We start from the raw sequence: 18,961 nt of genomic DNA, 5'->3' as shown, positions 1-18,961 counted from the left end.
AGAGCCGGGTAGCCCGGAATGCCCACCAACGCGCCGCGCGACTGGAACACTGTGCCCATGTCCACGCGGGTCCGCGAGCTCGAGCGGCGCAGCACCGTGCTCGGACTCGTCCTGCTCGTCCTGGTCACCGGCGTCCTGACGCTGGCCATCTCGTCGGCCAGCTCGGCCAACCTGGTCACCTGGTGGCCGCCGGCCGGCGTCGCCTGCACCCTCGTGGTGGTCACCCCCCGGCGCTGGTGGTGGTGGACCGTCCCCCTGGTGGTCCTCGCGAACGCGGGAGCCAACGTGAGCGCCGGCCGCCCGGTGGAGTTCGCGGTGGTCCTCAGCCTCCTCGTGGGGCTGGAGGCGGTCGTCTTCGCCCTGGTCATGCGGCTGCGCGCCGGCGGCCTCGCCGTCCTCGCCAACCAGACCGACTTCCTGCGCCTGGTCGGGGCCACCGGGCTCGCGAGCGCGCTCGCAGGGGTCGTCGCAGCCCTGGGCCTGCCAGCGGTCGGAGGCCCGGACAGCCCCGGGCGCTACCTGCTGGCGATCAGCTTCTCGCACGCCGCCGCGATCCTGGTGATCGCCCCGGTCCTGCTCAGCCTGCGGCGGCCCCTGCTGCCGATCCGGCTGTGGGAGCTGGTCCTGCAGACGACCGGGGTCACCCTCACCGCCCTCGTGGTCTTCGTCTTCAGCGACGTCCTCGCCATGACCTTCGTGCCGTTCCCGTTCCTGGTGTGGGCCGCGTTCCGGTTCGGGCTCCGGGTGGTGGCGGTCGAGGTCGTCGTGATGGCCGTCGTCGCCTCGGCCGCGACCACCCGGGGGCACGGCCCCTTCGCCGTGGGTTCGGGAGCGTCCTCCATCGACCGGCTGGACGCGACCTCGCTCCTCCAGACCTTCCTGATCTGCCTGGTGCTGATCTGCGTGCCCCTGGCGGTCAACGTCGAGCAGACGCTGCGCCTGACCGAGCGGCTACGGGCCAGCAGCGACCTGTTCCGACGCAACTTCTCCGAGTCGCTGGTCGCGATGCTGGTGCTGCGGCTCGACCGGGACAGGTTCGAGGTCTACGACGCCAACCAGCAGACCACCACCCTGCTCGGGCTCGAGCGGGAGGAGGTAGTGGGCCGCCCCCTCGAGCAGATCCTCCGGACCGAGACCCCGCTGGCCGACATCGCCGCGGAGATGACCCACCGGGGAGTGACCGGCTGGCGAGGTGAGGGCAGGATCAGGCACCGTCCCGAGTGCCAGGTGCTGCTCAGCGTCACCCGCCTCTCCGGCTCGACCGGCGAGCCGATGTTCAACGCCCAGCTCCTCGACCTGACCAGCGAGCGGGCGGCCCGCGCGGATCTGGACGCCGAGCGGCGCCTCACCGAGATCACCCTGGCCACCACCGCCTGCCTGATCGTCGTCACGGACCTGCGCGGCACCCTCGTCCGGGCCAACCCCGCTCTCGAGAAGCTGCTGGGGGTTCCCGCCGACAAGCTGGTGGGGCAGCCCGTGTGGGAGGTGCTCGTGATGCCGGAGCACCGCGAGCTGGCCCGTGACATGTTCTCGGGGACCGGCTTCCCCGACATCCCCTCCAGCGTCGAGGGGGTCCTGCTCGACGGGGAGGGACGGGAGCGACGACTCGCCTGGACCAGCGGCATCGCGAGCGACCCCGAGGGCCAGGCCTCCTACGTCGTGATGACGGGTCTCGACATCACCGCCGAGCTGAACGCCTCGGGGATGACCCAGCACCTGCTCGCCGCGGCACTCGACACGGCGCTGATCGGCGTCGACCTCCAGGGCCAGATCACCCTCTTCAACGCCGGTGCCGAGAAGCTGCTCGCCGCGGTCCCGTTCGAGACGATCGGGACCCCGTTCGTCGACCTCCTCGTCCCCGTGGAGCTCTCCACGTGGGCTCACGAGCGCGGGGCCTCGCCCTCCTTCCACACCCTGCTGCACGAGCTCCTCGACGCGCCCCCGCAGGACTGGACCTGGCGCCGGTCCGACGGCTCCCGCACCCTCGTCTCCATGTCGCTGACCCGGGTCACCGACCACAGCGACTCGCTCATCGGCTACCTGTGCCTGGCCAACGACGTGACCGAGTCGCGACAGACGCAGGAGATGCTGGCCACCGCCTTGGAGAAGGAGCGGACGGTCGTGGAGCGGCTGCGCCATCTCGACGCCGCCAAGGACGAGTTCGTCTCCACGGTCAGCCACGAGCTGCGGACCCCGGTCGCCAGCATCGTCGGCTACACCGAGCTGCTCCAGGACGGCGACTTCGGCGAGATCCCCGAGCAGCAGGCACCGGTGGTCGACGCGATCAACCGCAACGGGGAGCGACTGGTCACCCTGGTCGACAACCTGCTCGCCCTCAACGGGATCGCCGAGGACGTCCCGGGGTGGGAGCGCTCCCAGATCGACCTGGTCGACCTCGTCCACGCGCTGGAGCAGACCGCCGCCTCGACGGAGGCGGCCCGACGCCTCACCCTCTGCTTCACCATCCCCGAGGGGCCGGTGCTCGTCGACGGGGACTGGTCCCAGCTCGAGCGCGCCCTGAGCAACCTGATCAGCAACGCGATGAAGTTCACCGAGGCGAGGGGGACGGTGGCCTGCACCCTCGCGGTGGAGGAGGAGACGGCGGTCGTCACGGTCGCCGACACCGGCCTCGGCATCCCCCGCGAGGAGCAGGAGAACCTCTTCACCCGGTTCTGGCGCAGCACGACAGCCCAGTCCCGGCACATCCAGGGCACGGGCCTGGGGCTGTCGATCGTGCACGCCATCGTCACCTCGCACGGGGGCACGGTGGCGCTGGAGTCGGAGCACCTGGCGGGGACCACCGTCACCGTGCGTCTCCCCGTCAGCACCGCCTGATCCCGCGGTGGTGCCGGGGACCGCGGAGCGCGGTCAGGCCCGGTTCACCGCGCTGATCACGGCCTTGAGGGAGGCGGTGACGATGTTGGCGTCCAGCGCGACCCCCCACAGGACCTGGTCCCCTACCGCGCACTCGACGTAGGCGGCGGCGATGGCGTCGCCGCCCGCCGACAGCGCGTGCTCGTGGTAGTCCAGCACGCGCACGTCACCACGGTCGGCATAGCCGGGGTTGCCTCGCGCCTGCTCCGCGGCCACCAGCTCGTTGAGGGCGTTGGTGAAGGCGTTGATCGGCCCGTTGCCGACGCCTTCCAGGGTGCGCGGCTCTCCGTCCACGTAGACGTTGACGGTCAGCCTGTCCTTCTCCCCCGCCGCCGAGGAGGTGTGCACGGAGTTGAGCGAGAGCGGGGTGGTGCGGTCCAGGTACTCGCTGCGGAAGACCGACCAGATCTCGTCCGGCGTCACCTCGCCGCCCTCGCTGTCGGTGCGCTGCTGGATCACCCGGCTGAACTCGATCTGGGCGCGCCGGGGCAGGTCCAGGTTGTGCTCGGCCTTGAGCAGGTAGGCGACTCCGCCCTTGCCGGACTGGCTGTTGACCCGGATCACCGCCTCGTAGCTGCGGCCCACGTCCTTGGGGTCGATCGGCAGGTACGGCGCCTCCCACGGCATCCGGTTGACCGGGACGCCCTGCTCGGCCGCCCGCCGCTCGAGGTCCTCCAGCCCCTTCTTGATCGCGTCCTGGTGGGACCCGGAGAAGGCGGTGTAGACGAGGTCGCCGGCGTACGGGTGGCGGGGGTGGACGGGCAGGTTGGTGCAGTACTCGACGGTGCGGCGCACCTCGTCGATGTCGGAGAGGTCGACCTGCGGGTCCACGCCCTGGCTGAACAGGTTCATCGCCAGGGTGACCAGGTCGACGTTGCCGGTGCGCTCCCCGTGGCCGAAGAGACAGCCCTCCACCCGGTCGGCGCCCGCCATCAGGCCCAGCTCGGTGGCCGCCACCGCGGTGCCGCGGTCGTTGTGCGGGTGCAGGCTGATGGCGCTGTGCTCCCGCCGCGTCAGACCGCGGGAGAAGTACTCGATCTGGTCGGCGTAGGTGTTGGGCGTGGACATCTCCACGGTCGCCGGGAGGTTGAGGATGATCTCCCGGCCCGCCTCGGGCTGCCAGACGTCGGAGACCGCCTCGCACACCTCGAGCGCGAAGTCGGTGTCGGACTGGGTGAAGATCTCGGGGCTGTACTGGTAGCCGAAGCTCCCGGAGCCGACCACGTCCCCCAGCAGCTCCTCGGCGTACTTGACCACGAGCTCGGTCCCCCGGGTGGCGATGCTGCGGCACTCGTCCGGGGTGACCTGGAAGACCACCCGCTGGAAGAGCGGGGCCGTCGCGTTGTAGAGGTGGACGGTGGCCCGGTCCGCGCCCACCAGCGACTGCACCGTGCGCTCGATGAGGTCCTCGCGCGCCTGGGTCAGCACCGAGATCTGCACGTCGTCGGGGATGCGGTCCTGCTCGATCAGCTCGCGGACGAAGTCGAAGTCGGTCTGGCTGGCGCTCGGGAAGCCGACCTCGATCTCCTTGTAGCCCAGCTTGACGAGCAGCTCGAACATCGCGTGCTTGCGAGCCGGCGTCATCGGGTCGATCAGGGCCTGGTTGCCGTCACGCAGGTCGGTGGAGAGCCACCGCGGCGCGTGGTCGATCTTGCAGGTCGGCCACGTCCGGTCCGGCAGGTCGACGGGGACGAACGGCTGGTACCGCTCGAACGGCATGGCGGTGGGGCGCTGACGGTTGTGCGTGTTGCTCAGGTCGGTCATGGGTTCTCTCTCGTCGCGGGGCTGTAGCGACCGGCACGCAGCACGCACTCCGCAACGAGGTGGCCGGTGGGTCAGGCCTCGTTGCGGCAGCGAAGGAGGAGGGAACGCGTCATGGCGGAGCCACTCTAGCCCATCGACGTCCCGGTCGTGCCGGGACTGCGCACCCTCGGCGCCCCCGGCCGTCCTAGGGTGGCGGGGTGCCCACCCTCCTGGTCGTCCACCACACCCCCACCCCGTCGGTCCGAGCCCTCGGCGAGGCAGTGCTGGCGGGGACCCGCGACGAGGCACTCGACGTCGAGGTGGTCGTGCGGCCGGCGCTGGAGGCGAGCGCCGCCGACGTCCTGGCCGCCGACGGCCTCGTGCTGGGGACGCCCGCGAACTTCGGCTACATGAGCGGCGCGCTCAAGCACTTCTTCGACACCATCTTCCTCGAGGCCGGCGGCGCCCTCGCCGCCGATGGACAGGCCGGGCCGTCGGGCGCGGGGAAGCGTCCGTTCGGCCTGTGGGTCCACGGCCGGTACGACACCACCGGGGCGACGCGCTCGGTGCTCTCCCTGGCGCAGGCCCTGCCCTGGCGGCAGGCGGCACCGGTGCTGGAGGTGGTCGGAGACGTGCGGGAGCCCGAGCTGAGGGCGGCCTACGAGCTGGGTGCCACCGTGGCGGCCCTGGTGGAGACTGGATGACCAGGCCGGTGCTGGCGGCGCTCTGCCTGCTGCTGCTCCTCTCCGCCTGCTCACTGGGAGGCGCCTCGGGGCCTGCCGCCCCCGAGCCCTCGGCGGACGCCGGGACCGCCGCCGAGGAGGGCCGGCCGAAGCCGCCGCGCGTCGGGAGGTGCTACCGCCTGCGCCATCGCGACGCGCTGGCCGCGGTCGTCGACCGGCCCGCCGTGCCCTGCCGGCGCAAGCACACCGCGGTGACGTTCCACGTCGGGAAGCTGGACCTGCGCCACCGGGGACGCCGGCTGCGGGTCGACGCCCCCCGGATCCAGCGGCAGGCGGCCGAGACCTGTCCGCGCCGGCTGCGCGAGCACCTCGGCGGTACCGAGGAGGCCTACCGCCTCACGATGCTGACGACGGTCTGGTTCACCCCGACGGTGGAGGAGGCCGAGCGCGGCGCCAGATGGCTGCGGTGCGACGTGGTCCTCCCCGGACCCGACAGGTCCCTGCTCCCGCTCCCCGCCCCCGCCGCCCTGGCGGGGATCCTCGACGACCCGGCGCGGCGCGACGCGTTCTCCACCTGCGCGACGGCGGAGCCGGGCACCCGCGACTTCCGGCGGGTCGCCTGCTCGCGTCGGCACACCTGGCGAGCGGTCGCCAGCGTCGACCTGGGAAGCGGCCCCTACCCCGGGCTCGAGCGGACGGCGGACCTGATGAACGGCCCGTGCACGGAGGCGGCGCGGGAGCGGGCAGCGGACCCCCTGGACTTCTCCTGGACCGAGGAGCGCCCCACCCGCGAGCAGTGGCGGGCGGGTCGGCACCACGGCCTCTGCTGGACCGCCGTCACCGACTAGGCACCGCCGCTCTAGAACCCGAGCTTGCGCAGCTGCCTGGGGTCGCGCTGCCAGTCCTTCGCGATCTTCACGTGCAGGTCCAGGTAGACCGGCGTGCCGAGCAGTGCCTCGATCTGGAGCCTGGCGGCCCGGCCGACGTCGCGCAGGCGGGCGCCCTTGTGCCCGATCATGATCCCCTTCTGGGAGTCCCGCTCGACGTAGAGGTTGGCGTGGATGTCCAGCAGCGGCTTGTCCTCGGGACGGTCCTCCCGCAGGTTCATCTCCTCGACCGTCACCGCGATCGAGTGCGGGAGCTCGTCGCGCACGCCCTCCAGCGCCGCCTCCCGGATCAGCTCCGCCACCAGGATCTCCTCCAGGGCGTCGGTCAGGTCGCCGTCGGGGTAGAGCTGGGGGCCCTCGGGGAGGAGCCCGACGAGCAGGTCGGCGAGAAGGCCGACCTGGCTGCCGGCGAGCGCCGAGACCGGCACGATCTCCGCCCACTCGGTGCCCGTCTCCTCGCCCAGGGCCTGGATGGAGAGCAGGTGCTCACCGATCTGCTCGGGGGTCGCGAGATCGGTCTTGGTGGCGATGGCGACCTTGACGGTGCGGCGCACCTTGCCGAGCTCCTTGACGATGAACCGGTCGCCGGGCCCAATCTTCTCGTTGGCCGGGAAGCAGACCGCCACCACGTCCACCTCGGCCCAGGTCGTCTTGACCAGATCGTTGAGGCGCTCACCGAGCAGGGTGCGAGGCCGGTGCAGACCGGGGGTGTCCACCAGGATCAGCTGGGCGTCCGGGCGGTGCACGATCCCCCGCACCACGGTCCGCGTCGTCTGCGGCTTGGAGGAGGTGATCACCACCTTGCTTCCCACCAGGGCGTTGGTGAGCGTCGACTTCCCCGCGTTGGGACGTCCGACGAACGACACGAAGCCGCTGCGGTGGGGCTCTGCGGGCTGGTTCATGTGTCCTCCCGGGCGGCGTCGTAGTCCGCCCAGATCTCGTCGTCGCTCTTGCCGGCGGCGATCCCCGCGCGGTGGATCGGTCCTGGGTCCACGGACCTCGGCTGGCGCCCGGTGGTCGCCCGCCAGTAGCCCATCACGTCGTAGTGGCTCGACGGCATCCGCACCACCCGCATGAGGTGCTTGCGGATCGCCCGCATCTGGGCGGACTCCCCCGCCATCCAGAAGTAGCCCTCGCCCGGGGGCCACTCCAGCGACTCCACCACGGCCGCGAGACGGCTCTGGCCCTCGGCCGGCGGGGCCAGCCAGGTGGCGTGCACGTGACCGGGCAGGTAGCCGGCCAGGTCGTCGGAGACCTCCGCGAGGACGTAGGTCTTCAGGTCCGGGCGCGACTCGGCGATCCGCGCCATCGCGGGCAGCGCGGTGAGATCGCCGGCCAGCACCAGCCACCGCGCGGTCGGCGGCGGGGCGAAGGAGGCCTTCGGCTGGGTGACCGAGACGGTGTCGCCCGCGCAGTCGCCCCGCGCCCACTCGGTGACCAGACCCGTCTCGTGCACCACCACGTCGAGCACCAGCTCGGCGCCGTCCCAGGAGCGGACGGTGTAGTAGCGGCTCTGGAACTGTCCGGGGACCACCAGGCCGATCCACTCGTCGGGGATCCCGGTGGTGTCGAAGCCGGCCAGCCCCGGGCCGCCCAGCACGAGTCGGACCAGGTGCGGCGAGAGCTGCTCACGGCGCAGCACCTGGGCGGTGTAGTGCTCGGCGCGGGTGCTCACCCGCTCAGGCTAGTCACCAGTGCGATCCCAACCCCAATCCCCCTGGCGCGCCGGGCTCGGTGCGGGTGAGCAGCGCCTGGTGCAGCTCGACGGTGTTGCGCTCGAAGCCGAGCCGGGACCCGGCCATGTAGAGCCCCCACACCCGGGCGGTCCCGATACCGGCCTCGGCCACGCACTCGTCCCAGTGATCGCACAGGTTGGCGCACCAGTCGCGCAGGGTCAGGGCGTAGTGCTCGCGCAGGTTCTCCACGTGCTGCAGCTCCAGGCCCGCGTTCTGCGCCTCGGTGACGATGCGTCCCGCCCCCGTCAGCTCGCCGTCGGGGAAGACGTAGCGGTCGATGAAGGCTCCCGTCTCGGCGCGCCGGTTGTGCGGCCGGGTGATGCAGTGGTTGAGCAGCCGGCCGCCCGGCCGGAGGCGGTCGCGCAGGTGCCGGAAGTAGGCCGGGTAGTTGCGCACGCCGATGTGCTCGGTCAGGCCGATGGAGGAGATCGCGTCGAAGCCCGTCTCGGAGATTTCGCGGTAGTCCTGGTGGCGCACCTCCACGAGGTGGCCCAGACCGGCCTCCTCCACCCGGGCGCGGGCCCAGGACGCCTGCTGTGCCGAGAGGGTCACCGCAAGGACGCTCACGCCGTGCTCGCGGGCGGCGTGCATGGCCATCCCGCCCCATCCGCACCCGGTGTCGAGCAGCCGCTGGCCGGCGCTGAGCCCCAGCTTGCTGGCCACCAGCTCGTGCTTGGCCGCCTGGGCCTCCTCCAGCGACGCCGCCCCGTGCGGGTAGAGGGCGCAGGTGTAGGTCATCGAGGGCCCGAGGACCATCTCGTAGTAGCGGTTGGAGACGTCGTAGTGGTGCTCGATCACGGCGGCGTCGCGAGCCTTCGTGTGCCGGAGCCCCTCGACGGCCCGGCGCCACCTGGGCAGGTGCTCCTCCGGCGGCGGCTTGGGCGGCACCAGGTGGGCGACCCCGAGCGAGCGCAGCAGGGCCATCGTCTCGGTCGCCCCCGGGACGCGGAACCTGGTGCGGTCCAGCAGCAGCGCGAGCAGCTCGTAGGGGTCGCCGGGGTGGACGCCCTCCATCTCGAGATCCCCGGCGACGTAGGCCCGGGCCAGGCCGAGGTCTCCGGGCGCCGTGAGGAGGTAGGAGAGTCCGCGCTCGGAGCGCAGGTGGACGGCCACCGGCGAGTCCGCAGGCCCGGTCGCGCTGCCGTCGTAGGCGGTGAACCTCAAGGGGATCTCGTCGCGCATCAGCGACTCGACCGCCTCGGCGATCGTCAGGGTGCGGGGCAGGGTCGCAGTCATCGTCGTCGTACCGCCTTGTCATACAGGGGGGTGAGCCGATCATCTGGGTCGTACCTGGCCTTCACGGCGGCGAGCACCTCGCCGCCGTAGAGGCTGTCGAACGTCTCGCGGTCGTAGAACGCCTCGGAGTAGAGGGACTTGTGACCGCCGAGCTCCGCGACCGCCCGCTCCACGGCACGGTTGACCGGGGCCTCGCCGGCCCGCGGCCCGACAGGGACGGTCCCCCAGAAGCCGAGGTTGACGTAGGTCGTGCCAGGTCGCAGCGGGTAGGTCGGCCAGGGGCGCGGCGAGCGGAGGCGCAGCGGGCAGAGCCAGACCGGCCGCATGCCGACCTCGGCGTCGAACCAGCCGAGGAACTCCCCGAGGCGCTCGAGCGGGACCTCGACGTCCTGGACCACGCGCTCCCGGGCCGGGCGCCCCGCCCGGCGGTCCAGCCGGTCCACCAGTCCGTAGCGGCGGTCCAGGGCGACGAGTCGCTGGTAGACGTCCGAGCGGCGCAGGCGGTGGGGCCAGAGCCGGCGCACCCAGGGCCGCTCCAGGCCGAACGCGGACGAGCACCAGAACCAGTCGGTGTCCCAGCGCCACAGGTAGTCGTGAGCGGTGAGGAGATCGGTCGAGCGGCTCCGCACGGACTGGTAGTAGATGGACCCGCGCGTGTAGTCCGAGGTGGGGCCGGGCTCCGCGTCGTAGCGAGCGAGCGTGAGCCGCAGGTCTCCCGGCGCGAAGGCGACGCCGTCCATGGCGTCCACCCGCTCGCCCTGCCACCGCCGGCTGCTCACCACCTCCGCCACGGCCGCCGCGACCTCGTCCGCGGAGTGGAACCGGCAGTGTCGCAGGGCGACGAACCCGCCCACCGGCTCGAGCTCGATCTCGAGGCGGGTGGCGTAGCCGAGCGAGCCGTAGGAGTTGGGGAAGGCGTCGAAGAGGTCGTCCCCCGGACGGACCGTGACGATCTCTCCGGCCCCGGTGAGGACGTCCATCTCCCTCACCGACTCGTGTGGCAGGCCGTTGCGGAAGCTGGTCGCCTCGATGCCGAGGCCGCTCACCGCGCCGCCCAGCGTGATGGTGCGCAGCTGGGGCACCACCAGCGGCGCCAGCCCGTGGGGCAGCGTCGCGGCGGTCAGCCGCTCGTAGGTGCACATGCCCTGCACCTGGGCGGTCATGCTCGCGGGATCCACCGCGAGGACGCCGTCCAGGCCGGAGACGTCGAGCCCCTGCGAGGCGCCGACCCGTGGACGGAAGAGGTTCGTCGTCCTCTTGCGCAGCCGCACCGGGGCATCCGGGGCCAGGGCCCGCCAGGAGGCCCGCAGTCGGTCGACCGCGGCCTGGTGCCTGCGCCCCTCGGAGGGAGCCACGAGAAGGCTCACCTACGACAGGCTAGGGCGGCCGGGCGCCGCGCGCGACCCCCTGACCACGGCCCCACCGGCTCAGGCGCCTGGCGACGCTCCCAGCTCCGCCGCGGCGCCGCTGGCGCTCACCGTGCCCCGGATGTCTCCGAGGTGGACGACGACCTCGGGCGAGGCGAACTCGACCAGCACCGCCCGATCCTCCTCGGCCAGGGCGTCGGCTCCGAGCAGGACGGCGGCCTCCAGGCCGCGCGAGCCCGAGGAGTGGGCCATGGCGACCGCGACCTGCAGCGCGCTGAGCCGCAGCGACCGCAGCTCCACGCTGGCGGCCGCGTAGGTCCGGCCGTCGGTGTCGCGCACCGCGGCCCCCTGGGAGGCGCCGACCCGGGCCCGGGTGGCACGGGCCAGGGTCACCAGCTTGGCGTCCTCGGGCTCCAGCCCGCCCTGGTCACTGCCGTTCGCGCCCATCGGCTCCCGCCTCCGTCCCGACCTCCACGGTCGCCTCGTCGTTGTCGCCGTGCCGCCGGTCGTCCACCCGGCTGACCAGCACGGTCCCCACCTTGTTCCGCCGCCCGGAGGGGCCCTCCGCCTCGAAGCGCAGCCCGTGCACCTCCACCGTCGATCCCGGGATCGGGACCTTGCCCAGGTGCTTGGCCATCAGCCCCCGCACCGTGTCCACGTCGTCGTCGATCACGTGGATCCCGAAGACCTCGCCGAGGTCGCCGACCGGGAAGCGGGAGGAGACCCGGGTGCCGTGCGGCGTGGTCTCGACCTGCACCTCGGCCTCGTCGTACTCGTCGGTGATCTCGCCCACGATCTCCTCGAGCACGTCCTCGATCGTGACCAGGCCGGCGGTGCCGCCGTACTCGTCGATGACCACCGCGATGTGCTGGCGGGAGGCCTGCATCTCCGCGAGCAGCGCGTCGACGGGCTTGGAGTCGGGCACGTGGTAGACCGGGCGCATCAGCTCGTCGATGCGCTGGGTGGTCTCCACGTCGGGGTCCTCGAAGTCGCGCCGGACGATGTCCTTGAAGTAGGCCATGCCCACGATGTCGTCGAGGTTCTCCTCGATCACCGGCACCCGCGAGTAGCCGCTGCGCAGGAAGAGGGACATCGCCTGACGGAGGTTCTTGTGGCGCTCCAGGTAGACGATGTCCGGGCGCGGCACCATCACCTCCCGGACGATCGTGTCGCCGAGCTGGAAGACGGAGTGGATCATCTTGCGCTCCCCCTCCTCGATCACCGCCGACGCCTCGGCCATGTCGACGAGCTCGCGGAGCTCGGTCTCGGTGGAGAAGGGGCCGCGACGGAACCCACGGCCCGGGGTGATCGCGTTGCCCAGCAGGATCAGCAGCTGGGGCACCGGCCCCAGGATCCTGGTGATCATCACGACCGGCCCAGCCAGGGCGAGCCCCACCGTGACGTGGTGCTGACGCCCCAGCGTCCGTGGGGCGACGCCGATGACGACGAAGGAGACCAGGAGCATCGTCCCGAGGGCGGAGAGCAGGGTCGGCCACCACTCCCCCTCCCAGAGGTCGTGCAGGAGCAGGGTGACCACGACGATCGCGCCGACCTCGAAGAGCAGCCGCAGCATCAGCACCGTGTTGAGGTAGCGCGGCGAGTCGTCGAGGATCTGAAGCACCCGCCGGGCCCGGGTCCGGCCCTCGGCGAGCAGCTCCTCCGCGCGCGCCCGGGAGAACCCGCTCAGGGCCGCGTCGGCCGCCGAGAAGACACCGGCCAGGCAGACCATCGCGGCGGCCCCCACCACCCATCCGAGCTCGGTCACCGCACGCCCTCCGTCAGCCAGACGGCGCTCACCGGTCGACGGGCGCGGCGCGCCAGCGATCAAGGAGGTCGGCCTGCAGGTCGAACATCACCTTGTGCTCGTCGGGCTCGGCGTGGTCGTAGCCCAGCAGGTGGAGGATCCCGTGCACGGTGAGCAGCTCGATCTCGGCCGCCGTCCCGTGGCCGGCCGTCTCACCCTGTCGCTCGGCCACCGCGGGGCAGAGCACCAGGTCGCCGAGGACGCCCTCCTCGGGCTCCTCGTCGACCAGGCCCGGCCGGAGCTCGTCCATCGGGAAGGCGAGCACATCGGTCGGGCCCTCCTTCTCCATCCACTTCTCGTTGAGCTCGGCGATCGTGGGCTCGTCCACGGCCTTGATGCAGAGCTCGGCCATGGGGTGCACCCGCATGCTGTCCATGACGAAGCGGCTCAGGGAGGCCAGTCGCTGGACGTCGAGCTCGTGACCGGACTCGTTCAGGATCTCGATCGTCACGAGCGACGCTCCTTGGTGGGCGAGTGCGGCGCGATCTCCGCGCGGGCGTCGAACTCGTCGTAGGCCGCGACGATCTTGCCGACCAGCCGGTGACGCACGACGTCGTGGCTGGTGAGCCGGTTGAAGACGACGTCCTCGACACCGGTCAGGATGCTCTCCACCACCTTGAGGCCCGACTTCACCCCGCCGGGCAGGTCGACCTGCGTGACGTCGCCGGTCACCACGATCTTGGAGCCGAACCCGAGGCGGGTCAGGAACATCTTCATCTGCTCGGGCGAGGTGTTCTGGGCCTCGTCGAGGATGATGAACGCGTCATTGAGGGTCCGGCCCCTCATGTAGGCCAGCGGCGCCACCTCGATCGTCCCCGCCGCCAGCAGCTTGGGGATCGTCTCGGGGTCGATCATGTCGTGCAGGGCGTCGTAGAGCGGCCGCAGGTAGGGGTCGATCTTCTCGCTCAGCGTGCCGGGGAGGTAGCCCAGCCGCTCGCCGGCCTCCACCGCCGGCCTGGTCAGGATGATCCGCGTGACCGCCTTGGTCTGCAGTGCCTGGACCGCCTTGGCCATCGCCAGGTAGGTCTTGCCGGTGCCGGCGGGCCCGATCCCGAAGCTGATCGTGTGCTTGTCGATCGAGTCGACGTAGCGCTTCTGGTTGAGCGTCTTGGGGCGGATCGTGCGGCCGCGGTTGGAGAGGATGTTGAGCGAGAGCACGTCGGCGGGTCGCTCGGTGGTCTCTTGTCGCAGCATCGAGACGATGCGCTCGATGGTCTCGGTCGTCACTCCCTGACCGGTGCGCAGGATCGCGACCACCTCGTCCAGGAGCCGCTCGGCCAGCGCGATCTCGGCGGCGTCCCCGTGGAAGGTCACCCGGTTGCCCCGGACGTGGACGTCGGTGTCGAACGACTCCTCGATGAGAGCGAGGTGCTCGTCCCCGGGCCCCAGGACGCTGACCATGTTGATGCTGTTGGGCACCACGACGGTGTGCTTGGTGATGAGCGGAGTGTCAGTCATGAATCCCCGGGGGGCGGCCTTTCGGGACGGCGGGTTGGCGCCCCCATGCTACGCCGGTCGTGGGAGCCGACCCCAGTCACTTTCCCCCGAGGGCACACGGTCCGGTCAGGGCTTGCTGACCGTCATCATGCCCAGGCACATCTCGTCGGTGGTCCCGTCGCCCCACACCACGTACCTGTCGGGCTGTCCCTCGAACGACGGAAGCCTGTCGCGGAGCTCCTGGCTGTGCCGACAGCTGACCTTGACCTCGTCGCCCGGGGCGATCTTGACGGGGTCGATCGGTATCCCGCCCTGGTCGTCGAAGTCCCAGACCGGGATGTCGAGGATCGTCCGGGCACGTGGCGTCCCCGGGTTGACCTCGATCTTGATCTCCTTGCCCAGCAGGTGCATGTGACCGGCCACGCCGTGGACGGTCATCGGCTCCTGGAAGGTCCGCACGCACTCGGTGCGCTCACCGGCCACCCACTCGTCCCCACAGAGGAGATGGAGCAGGTTGGCGGTCCGGTCGCCGTCGGGACCGATGCGGTTGCGCAGGTCCAGCAGGGAGACGCCGCGGTCGCAGAACCGGCTCTCGGAGAACTCGGGTCGGCAGGGCATCTCCACCGGCGCCGGCAGCAGCACCGTCTGGAGCCCGGTCATCGCGGTGGAGACCGGCTTGAGCCGCAGCTGGGTGGCGCTCACGTCGGGCTGGGAACCGGCCAGCAGGTTGTAGTGCACCTGCATGATCACCCGGGTGCCCTTCTCGAGGCGCACCCCGTGATCCGGCTTGGTCACCGACTCCTGCCCACCGGGCGCCCACGCCGCGAGCCACCCCGCGTCGGTGAGCTGGTCGGCGGGCGCCTGCAGGCCCGACCCGCCGAAGCAGGTCCATCCGGGCCCGTCCTCCGCGGCGTCCAGGTCCTCGGCGCGCGGCACGTCCTGCGGGTCCACCTTGAAGAGGATCACGTGGTGCACGACCTCGGGGTTGCCCGGCAGCACGTGGGTGCCGGTCAGGAACGCGGGCTTCTCCAGGCCGGGGTCGATGAGGAAGCACCGGTAGTCGTCGGTGCCCTTGCCGGTCGGGGACGAGGGCGTGTAGGTCTCGTCCATGGAGACCGTGACCCGCCGCTCGCCCTGACGCAGCTTCTTCGCCGCGACCGCCTCGGCGCCCTGGTGATGGTCGTCGGAAGCGGTGGCGCCGTCGCTCGGCTCGACGAGCTGATCGGTCGTCCTGCCCGCGTCGGGGGCGTCCTCCTCAGCGCAGGCGGCCAGCATCGTCAGCGAGAGCGCCAGCGCGGCCAGCGACGCCAGTCGGCGCCTCATCCGGGCGGCCAGTTCATCGGGCGCCCGCCGAGGACGTGCAGATGGGTGTGGAAGACCGTCTGGCCGGCCCCGGCCCCGGTGTTGAAGACCAGGCGGTAGTCGCCGGCCAGTCCGTCGGCCTCGGCCACCGCGTCGGCCACCCGCACGAGGTCGGCGAGGCCGTCGGGGTCCTGGGTGGCCAGCGCCACGGCGTTCACGTGGTGGGCACGGGGCACCACCAGGACGTGGGTGGGGGCCTGGGGATTGACGTCCCGGAAGGCCACGGACCGGTCGGAGGCCTCCAGCACCTCGGCCGGCACGTCGCCCGCCACGAGCCGGCAGAACAAGCAGTCGGCGGTGTGGCCGGGATCACTCGAGGAGCTCATGGCAGGACTCTCCCACGGGAGACAGAGAGCTGTCTCGCCTCCGCTCAGCAGGGGAGACACGGTCCGTGCGGCGCGCCGGGTAAACCCCGCGGCTGCGGTGCGCGTCCCACTAGCGTGACGACCGATGCTGCTCTCCCCTGCCGGGCGGTGCACCCCGTGAGCCGGCCCCTGGACGCCGACGAGGCGCTGGAGCACCTGTACGCCCACCACTGGCACGCGTTGGTCCGTCTCTCCACCCTGCTGGTCCGCGACCAGGGCACCGCCGAGGAGGTGGTCCAGGACGCCTTCGTCGCGATGCACCGTCACTGGGACCGGATCCGCGACCAGGGCGCCGCACCGGCCTACCTGCGGCGCAGCGTGGTGAACGGGTCGAGGTCGGCGCTGCGGCACCGGGTGGTCCGCGCTCGCCACGCCCACCGTGAGGCGGCTCCGGTGACCGCGCCCGACGTGCTCGGCTCCCGCGCGGAACGGCTCTCCGAGCGCGCCGCCGTGCTCGAGGCGCTCGCAGCCCTGCCCGGACGGCAGCGGGAGGTCCTGGTGCTCCGTCACTACCTGCAGCTCTCGGAGGCGGAGATCGCCTCCACCCTCGGCATCTCCAGGGGCGCGGTGAAGAGCCACGCCTCCCGCGGCAGCGCCGCGCTCCGGGAGCTGCTCGAGCCCTTCGTCGAGGAGCAGGCATGACCCACGAGCACGAGCACCCGCGCCAGCACGACGCCGAGCTGCGGCGGCTGCTGACCGCTGCCGCCGCGGACGTTGAGCCCACGGACCGCCTTCCGAGCATCCGGGCCCGCACGGCGGGCCACCGGCCGGGAGACGCCCGGCGCACCTGGCCCCTGACCCTGGCGGGCGCCGCCTCGGTGGCCGCCGTGGTCGCCGGCGTCGTCGCGTTGGGCGGCTTCCTCGACGGGCCGACGGAGGAGACCGTCGCGCCGGCCTCCCCACCGGCTCCTTCCCCGACTGCCTCCCCGACTGTCTCCCCGACCGCTCCGGAGACCGCTCCCCCGGTCGAGAGCGCGACCGAGATGCCCACCGGCTCCCCCGGTCGCCGGACGATGGCGCTGCCGATCTACTACCTGGTGGACACCGAGCGGGCCGGGGTCCGGCTGGTCCGCGAGTTCCGCGAGGGCGAGCCCGCACGACGGCTCGGCGACGCGCTCGCCCTGCTCACGGGTCCCGCCCTCGACCCCGACTACCGCACCGCCTGGCCCGAGGGCTCGCTGCTCGGGTCCAGCTTCGACGGGATCGGCGACGACGGTTCGTTCGGAGTCACCGTCTCCGAGAAGGTCCTCGACCGCCCCCCGGGGATGTCGGACCAGGAGGCCAGGGCCGCGGTCGAGCAGGTGGTCCGCACCCTGCAGGGCGTGAGCCAGTCCAGCGCACCGGTGCGGTTCTCCCTGCCCGGATGGGTGGAGGCGCCCCGGCTGCTCGGCGTCCCGCTGGAGGGGCCGGTGAGCCGGGGCTCGACGCTGGAGATGCTCAACCACCTCAACCTGACGACTCCGGAGCAGGGGCAGGTCGTGGAGACGACCCTCCGGCTCTCCGGCGTGGCCAACAGCTTCGAGGCCTCCGTGTACTGGGAGATCCGGCAGGGTGAGAGGGTCCTGCTCAGCGGCCCCGCGGCGACGGGCTGGATGGAGGACCGGCTCTACCCCTTCGAGGAGGAGATCGACGTGAGCAACCTGCCACCGGGCGACTACACGGTCTGGGCCACCACCGACGACCCCACCGCCGGCACCGAGGGGTCCGGCGCGATGACCGACACGAAGGAGTTCACGATCCGATGAGGCACCGCTCCCCCGCTCCCGGCTCCGCGGCCCTGGTCCTGGGGTGTCTGCTCGCCCTGGGCGGCTGCGGCGACGCCGACACCACGGCCACCGGCGGCACGCCGGGCGCCGACACCTCCGGCTCCGCGAGCGGGCCGTCGCCCTCCCCCGAGGACTCGTCGAGCCCCACCGCTCCGGGTGCGGCCGCTGCGACGAGCACGCCCACCGCGACGGGCGCCGGACGCAGCACGGTCGCCGCGTACCTGGTCGGCGAGACCCCGCAGGGGCCGCGCCTCTACCGCGAGTTCCGTGCAGTCTCCTCCGGCGACGTCCTTGGTGCGGCGGTCGCGCTGCTCACCACCGGCGACGCGCTCGACCCCGACTACCGCTCCCTCTTCCCGCAGGGCTCCTTCGCCTCGGTGGTCCACGACCGGGACGCCGGGCGGATCGTCGCCGAGCTGGCCGACGACGCGTGGGTCGACCGACCGGACGGGATGACCGCCCGTCAGGCGCGCCTCGCCGTCCAGCAGCTGGTGCACACCGCGCAGGCGGCCGTGCAGGAGCGGGTGCCGGTGGTGGTCACCCTGGGCGGCGCCCCCACCACCCTCTTCGGCGTGGAGACCGCGGACGGCGTCCGCAACGACGCCCCGCTCGACGTGCTGGCGCTCGTCAGCGTCACCGCGCCCGAGCAGGACGCCGTCGTGCAGGGCTCCTTCCGCGCCAGCGGAATCGCCAGCGCCTTCGAGGCCACCGTGCCGTGGGAGCTGCGGCAGGGTGACGAGGTCGTGCTGGAAGGCTTCGCCACCGCCGAGGGATGGATGGACCGGCTCTACCCGTGGCAGACCGAGGAGATCGACGTCTCCGGCCTCGCGCCCGGTCGCTACACCTTCGTGGCCACCACCGGGGACGTCTCGGACGGCGAGGGTCCGGGGCCGACCACCGACAGCAAGGAGATCGAGCTCCGCTGACGCCTGACGGACCGCGCGGGACAGCCACTCAGGCCCAGCGCGCCGTCCGTGCCATCAGCGCCCCCACGGCGACGACGCCGGCGGTCGAGGTGCGGAGCACCTCCCGACCCAGCCGCACCGGCCGGGCGCCCGCGGCCTCGAAGGCGGCGAGCTCCTCGGGCGAGACGCCGCCCTCGGGGCCGACCACCAGAGCCACCTCTCCGGCAGGCACCTCGAGTGCGGAGACCGGCGTGGTGGCGTCCTCGTGGAGCACCACGGCGAGGTCGGCGGCGCCGAGCAGGGCGCACACCTCCGCGGTGGAGCTCAGCGGAGCGACCTCGGGGAACCAGGACCGGCGGGCCTGCTTGGCGGCCTCGTGGGCGGTGCTCGCCCAGCGTGCGTGCGAGCGGGCCGCCCGCTCCCCTCGCCAGACCGCCACGCTGCGCGAGGCGGCCCAGGGCACGAGGCGGTCCACGCCGACCTCGGTGAGGACCTCGACCGCCAGCTCACCCCGTTCGCCCTTCGGCAGCGCCTGGACCACGGTGAACGACGGCGCGGGCCGCTCCGCCCGCTCCACCTCGGCCACCTCCACCGAGAGCAGCCGCTTCGCGGTCGCGGTCACCTCGCCGGCGACCCGGGTGCCGCGGCCGTCGGTGAGGGCGACCCGCTCGCCGACCCGCAACCGGCGGACGGCGACGGCGTGGTGCGCCTCGTCCCCCTCGACGTCCACGACGTCCCCGGGACGTGCGAGCGCCAGGGAGGGCACCCAGTGCACCGGCAGCGACACGGCGTCCGC

Annotated in this window: 18 protein-coding genes; 6 read left to right on the top strand and 12 right to left on the bottom strand. The window is 72.4% G+C overall.

The window, feature by feature from the left end:
- Window positions 1-57 precede the first annotated feature (57 nt).
- Window positions 58-2,835, top strand: coding sequence for a PAS domain S-box protein (locus tag AC3X7R_RS18445; RefSeq protein WP_489967151.1), 2,778 nt, complete (start codon window positions 58-60; stop codon window positions 2,833-2,835).
- 33 nt (window positions 2,836-2,868) lie between these two features.
- Here AC3X7R_RS18445 and leuA read toward each other — a convergent pair whose 3' ends face one another.
- A complete protein-coding gene (gene leuA / locus AC3X7R_RS18440) occupies window positions 2,869-4,638 on the bottom strand; it encodes a 2-isopropylmalate synthase (RefSeq protein ID WP_489967150.1) in 1,770 nt (589 codons plus the stop codon).
- A gap of 197 nt (window positions 4,639-4,835) precedes the next feature.
- Between leuA and AC3X7R_RS18435 the strand changes: the two genes are divergently transcribed.
- Window positions 4,836-5,321, top strand: a complete 486-nt coding sequence (locus AC3X7R_RS18435; RefSeq protein WP_489967149.1) for a flavodoxin family protein — start codon at window positions 4,836-4,838, stop codon at window positions 5,319-5,321.
- Complete coding sequence (locus AC3X7R_RS18430; protein WP_489967148.1) at window positions 5,318-6,148, top strand: septum formation family protein; 831 nt, start codon at window positions 5,318-5,320, stop codon at window positions 6,146-6,148. The genes AC3X7R_RS18435 and AC3X7R_RS18430 overlap by 4 nt, the downstream gene beginning before the upstream one ends.
- A gap of 11 nt (window positions 6,149-6,159) precedes the next feature.
- On the opposite strand, the gene era is transcribed toward AC3X7R_RS18430, so the two are convergent.
- The 10 genes from era to AC3X7R_RS18380 form a co-directional block, all read right to left on the bottom strand.
- Entirely contained in the window at window positions 6,160-7,089 is a 930-nt protein-coding gene (gene era / locus AC3X7R_RS18425; protein WP_489967147.1) for a GTPase Era, read from the bottom strand.
- Window positions 7,086-7,862, bottom strand: a complete 777-nt coding sequence (locus tag AC3X7R_RS18420; protein ID WP_489967146.1) for a siderophore-interacting protein — start codon at window positions 7,860-7,862, stop codon at window positions 7,086-7,088. Before AC3X7R_RS18420 ends, era begins: the two co-directional genes overlap by 4 nt.
- Before the next feature lie 13 nt (window positions 7,863-7,875).
- Window positions 7,876-9,159 carry a class I SAM-dependent methyltransferase gene (locus tag AC3X7R_RS18415; RefSeq protein WP_489967145.1) on the bottom strand — a complete coding sequence of 428 codons (1,284 nt, stop codon included), beginning with the start codon at window positions 9,157-9,159 and terminating at the stop codon, window positions 7,876-7,878.
- Window positions 9,156-10,526, bottom strand: coding sequence for an FAD-binding oxidoreductase (locus AC3X7R_RS18410; protein ID WP_489967144.1), 1,371 nt, complete (start codon window positions 10,524-10,526; stop codon window positions 9,156-9,158). The genes AC3X7R_RS18415 and AC3X7R_RS18410 overlap by 4 nt, the downstream gene beginning before the upstream one ends.
- Before the next feature lie 60 nt (window positions 10,527-10,586).
- A complete protein-coding gene (locus tag AC3X7R_RS18405) occupies window positions 10,587-10,973 on the bottom strand; it encodes a cytidine deaminase (RefSeq protein ID WP_489967143.1) in 387 nt (128 codons plus the stop codon).
- Window positions 10,954-12,291, bottom strand: a complete 1,338-nt coding sequence (locus AC3X7R_RS18400; protein WP_489967142.1) for a hemolysin family protein — start codon at window positions 12,289-12,291, stop codon at window positions 10,954-10,956. Before AC3X7R_RS18400 ends, AC3X7R_RS18405 begins: the two co-directional genes overlap by 20 nt.
- Before the next feature lie 28 nt (window positions 12,292-12,319).
- A complete protein-coding gene (gene ybeY / locus AC3X7R_RS18395; protein ID WP_489967141.1) occupies window positions 12,320-12,781 on the bottom strand; it encodes an rRNA maturation RNase YbeY in 462 nt (153 codons plus the stop codon).
- On the bottom strand, window positions 12,778-13,788 hold the full coding sequence (locus AC3X7R_RS18390; protein WP_489967140.1) for a PhoH family protein: 1,011 nt from the start codon (window positions 13,786-13,788) through the stop codon (window positions 12,778-12,780). The genes ybeY and AC3X7R_RS18390 overlap by 4 nt, the downstream gene beginning before the upstream one ends.
- Window positions 13,789-13,893: 105 nt before the next feature.
- Window positions 13,894-15,090 (bottom strand): hypothetical protein, encoded by a 1,197-nt coding sequence (locus AC3X7R_RS18385; protein WP_489967139.1) that lies wholly within the window; start codon window positions 15,088-15,090, stop codon window positions 13,894-13,896.
- Window positions 15,087-15,455, bottom strand: a complete 369-nt coding sequence (locus AC3X7R_RS18380) for an HIT domain-containing protein (RefSeq protein ID WP_489967138.1) — start codon at window positions 15,453-15,455, stop codon at window positions 15,087-15,089. The genes AC3X7R_RS18385 and AC3X7R_RS18380 overlap by 4 nt, the downstream gene beginning before the upstream one ends.
- A gap of 156 nt (window positions 15,456-15,611) precedes the next feature.
- Between AC3X7R_RS18380 and AC3X7R_RS18375 the strand changes: the two genes are divergently transcribed.
- The 3 genes from AC3X7R_RS18375 to AC3X7R_RS18365 are packed head-to-tail and all read left to right on the top strand — an operon-like array spanning window position 15,612 to window position 18,186.
- Complete coding sequence (locus AC3X7R_RS18375; protein ID WP_489967137.1) at window positions 15,612-16,136, top strand: SigE family RNA polymerase sigma factor; 525 nt, start codon at window positions 15,612-15,614, stop codon at window positions 16,134-16,136.
- On the top strand, window positions 16,133-17,239 hold the full coding sequence (locus tag AC3X7R_RS18370) for a Gmad2 immunoglobulin-like domain-containing protein (RefSeq protein ID WP_489967136.1): 1,107 nt from the start codon (window positions 16,133-16,135) through the stop codon (window positions 17,237-17,239). The genes AC3X7R_RS18375 and AC3X7R_RS18370 overlap by 4 nt, the downstream gene beginning before the upstream one ends.
- Entirely contained in the window at window positions 17,236-18,186 is a 951-nt protein-coding gene (locus AC3X7R_RS18365) for a Gmad2 immunoglobulin-like domain-containing protein (protein ID WP_489967135.1), read from the top strand. The genes AC3X7R_RS18370 and AC3X7R_RS18365 overlap by 4 nt, the downstream gene beginning before the upstream one ends.
- 28 nt (window positions 18,187-18,214) lie before the next feature.
- Here the strand turns inward: AC3X7R_RS18365 and AC3X7R_RS18360 are convergent, their stop codons facing one another.
- Complete coding sequence (locus tag AC3X7R_RS18360) at window positions 18,215-18,952, bottom strand: 16S rRNA (uracil(1498)-N(3))-methyltransferase (protein ID WP_489967134.1); 738 nt, start codon at window positions 18,950-18,952, stop codon at window positions 18,215-18,217.
- Window positions 18,953-18,961: the final 9 nt, after the last annotated feature.

This window comes from Nocardioides sp. Z22_16 (genome assembly GCF_058134365.1).
The sequence above is the reverse complement of the archived record's forward strand: the minus strand, read 5'-3'. Positions and strand labels throughout refer to the sequence as shown.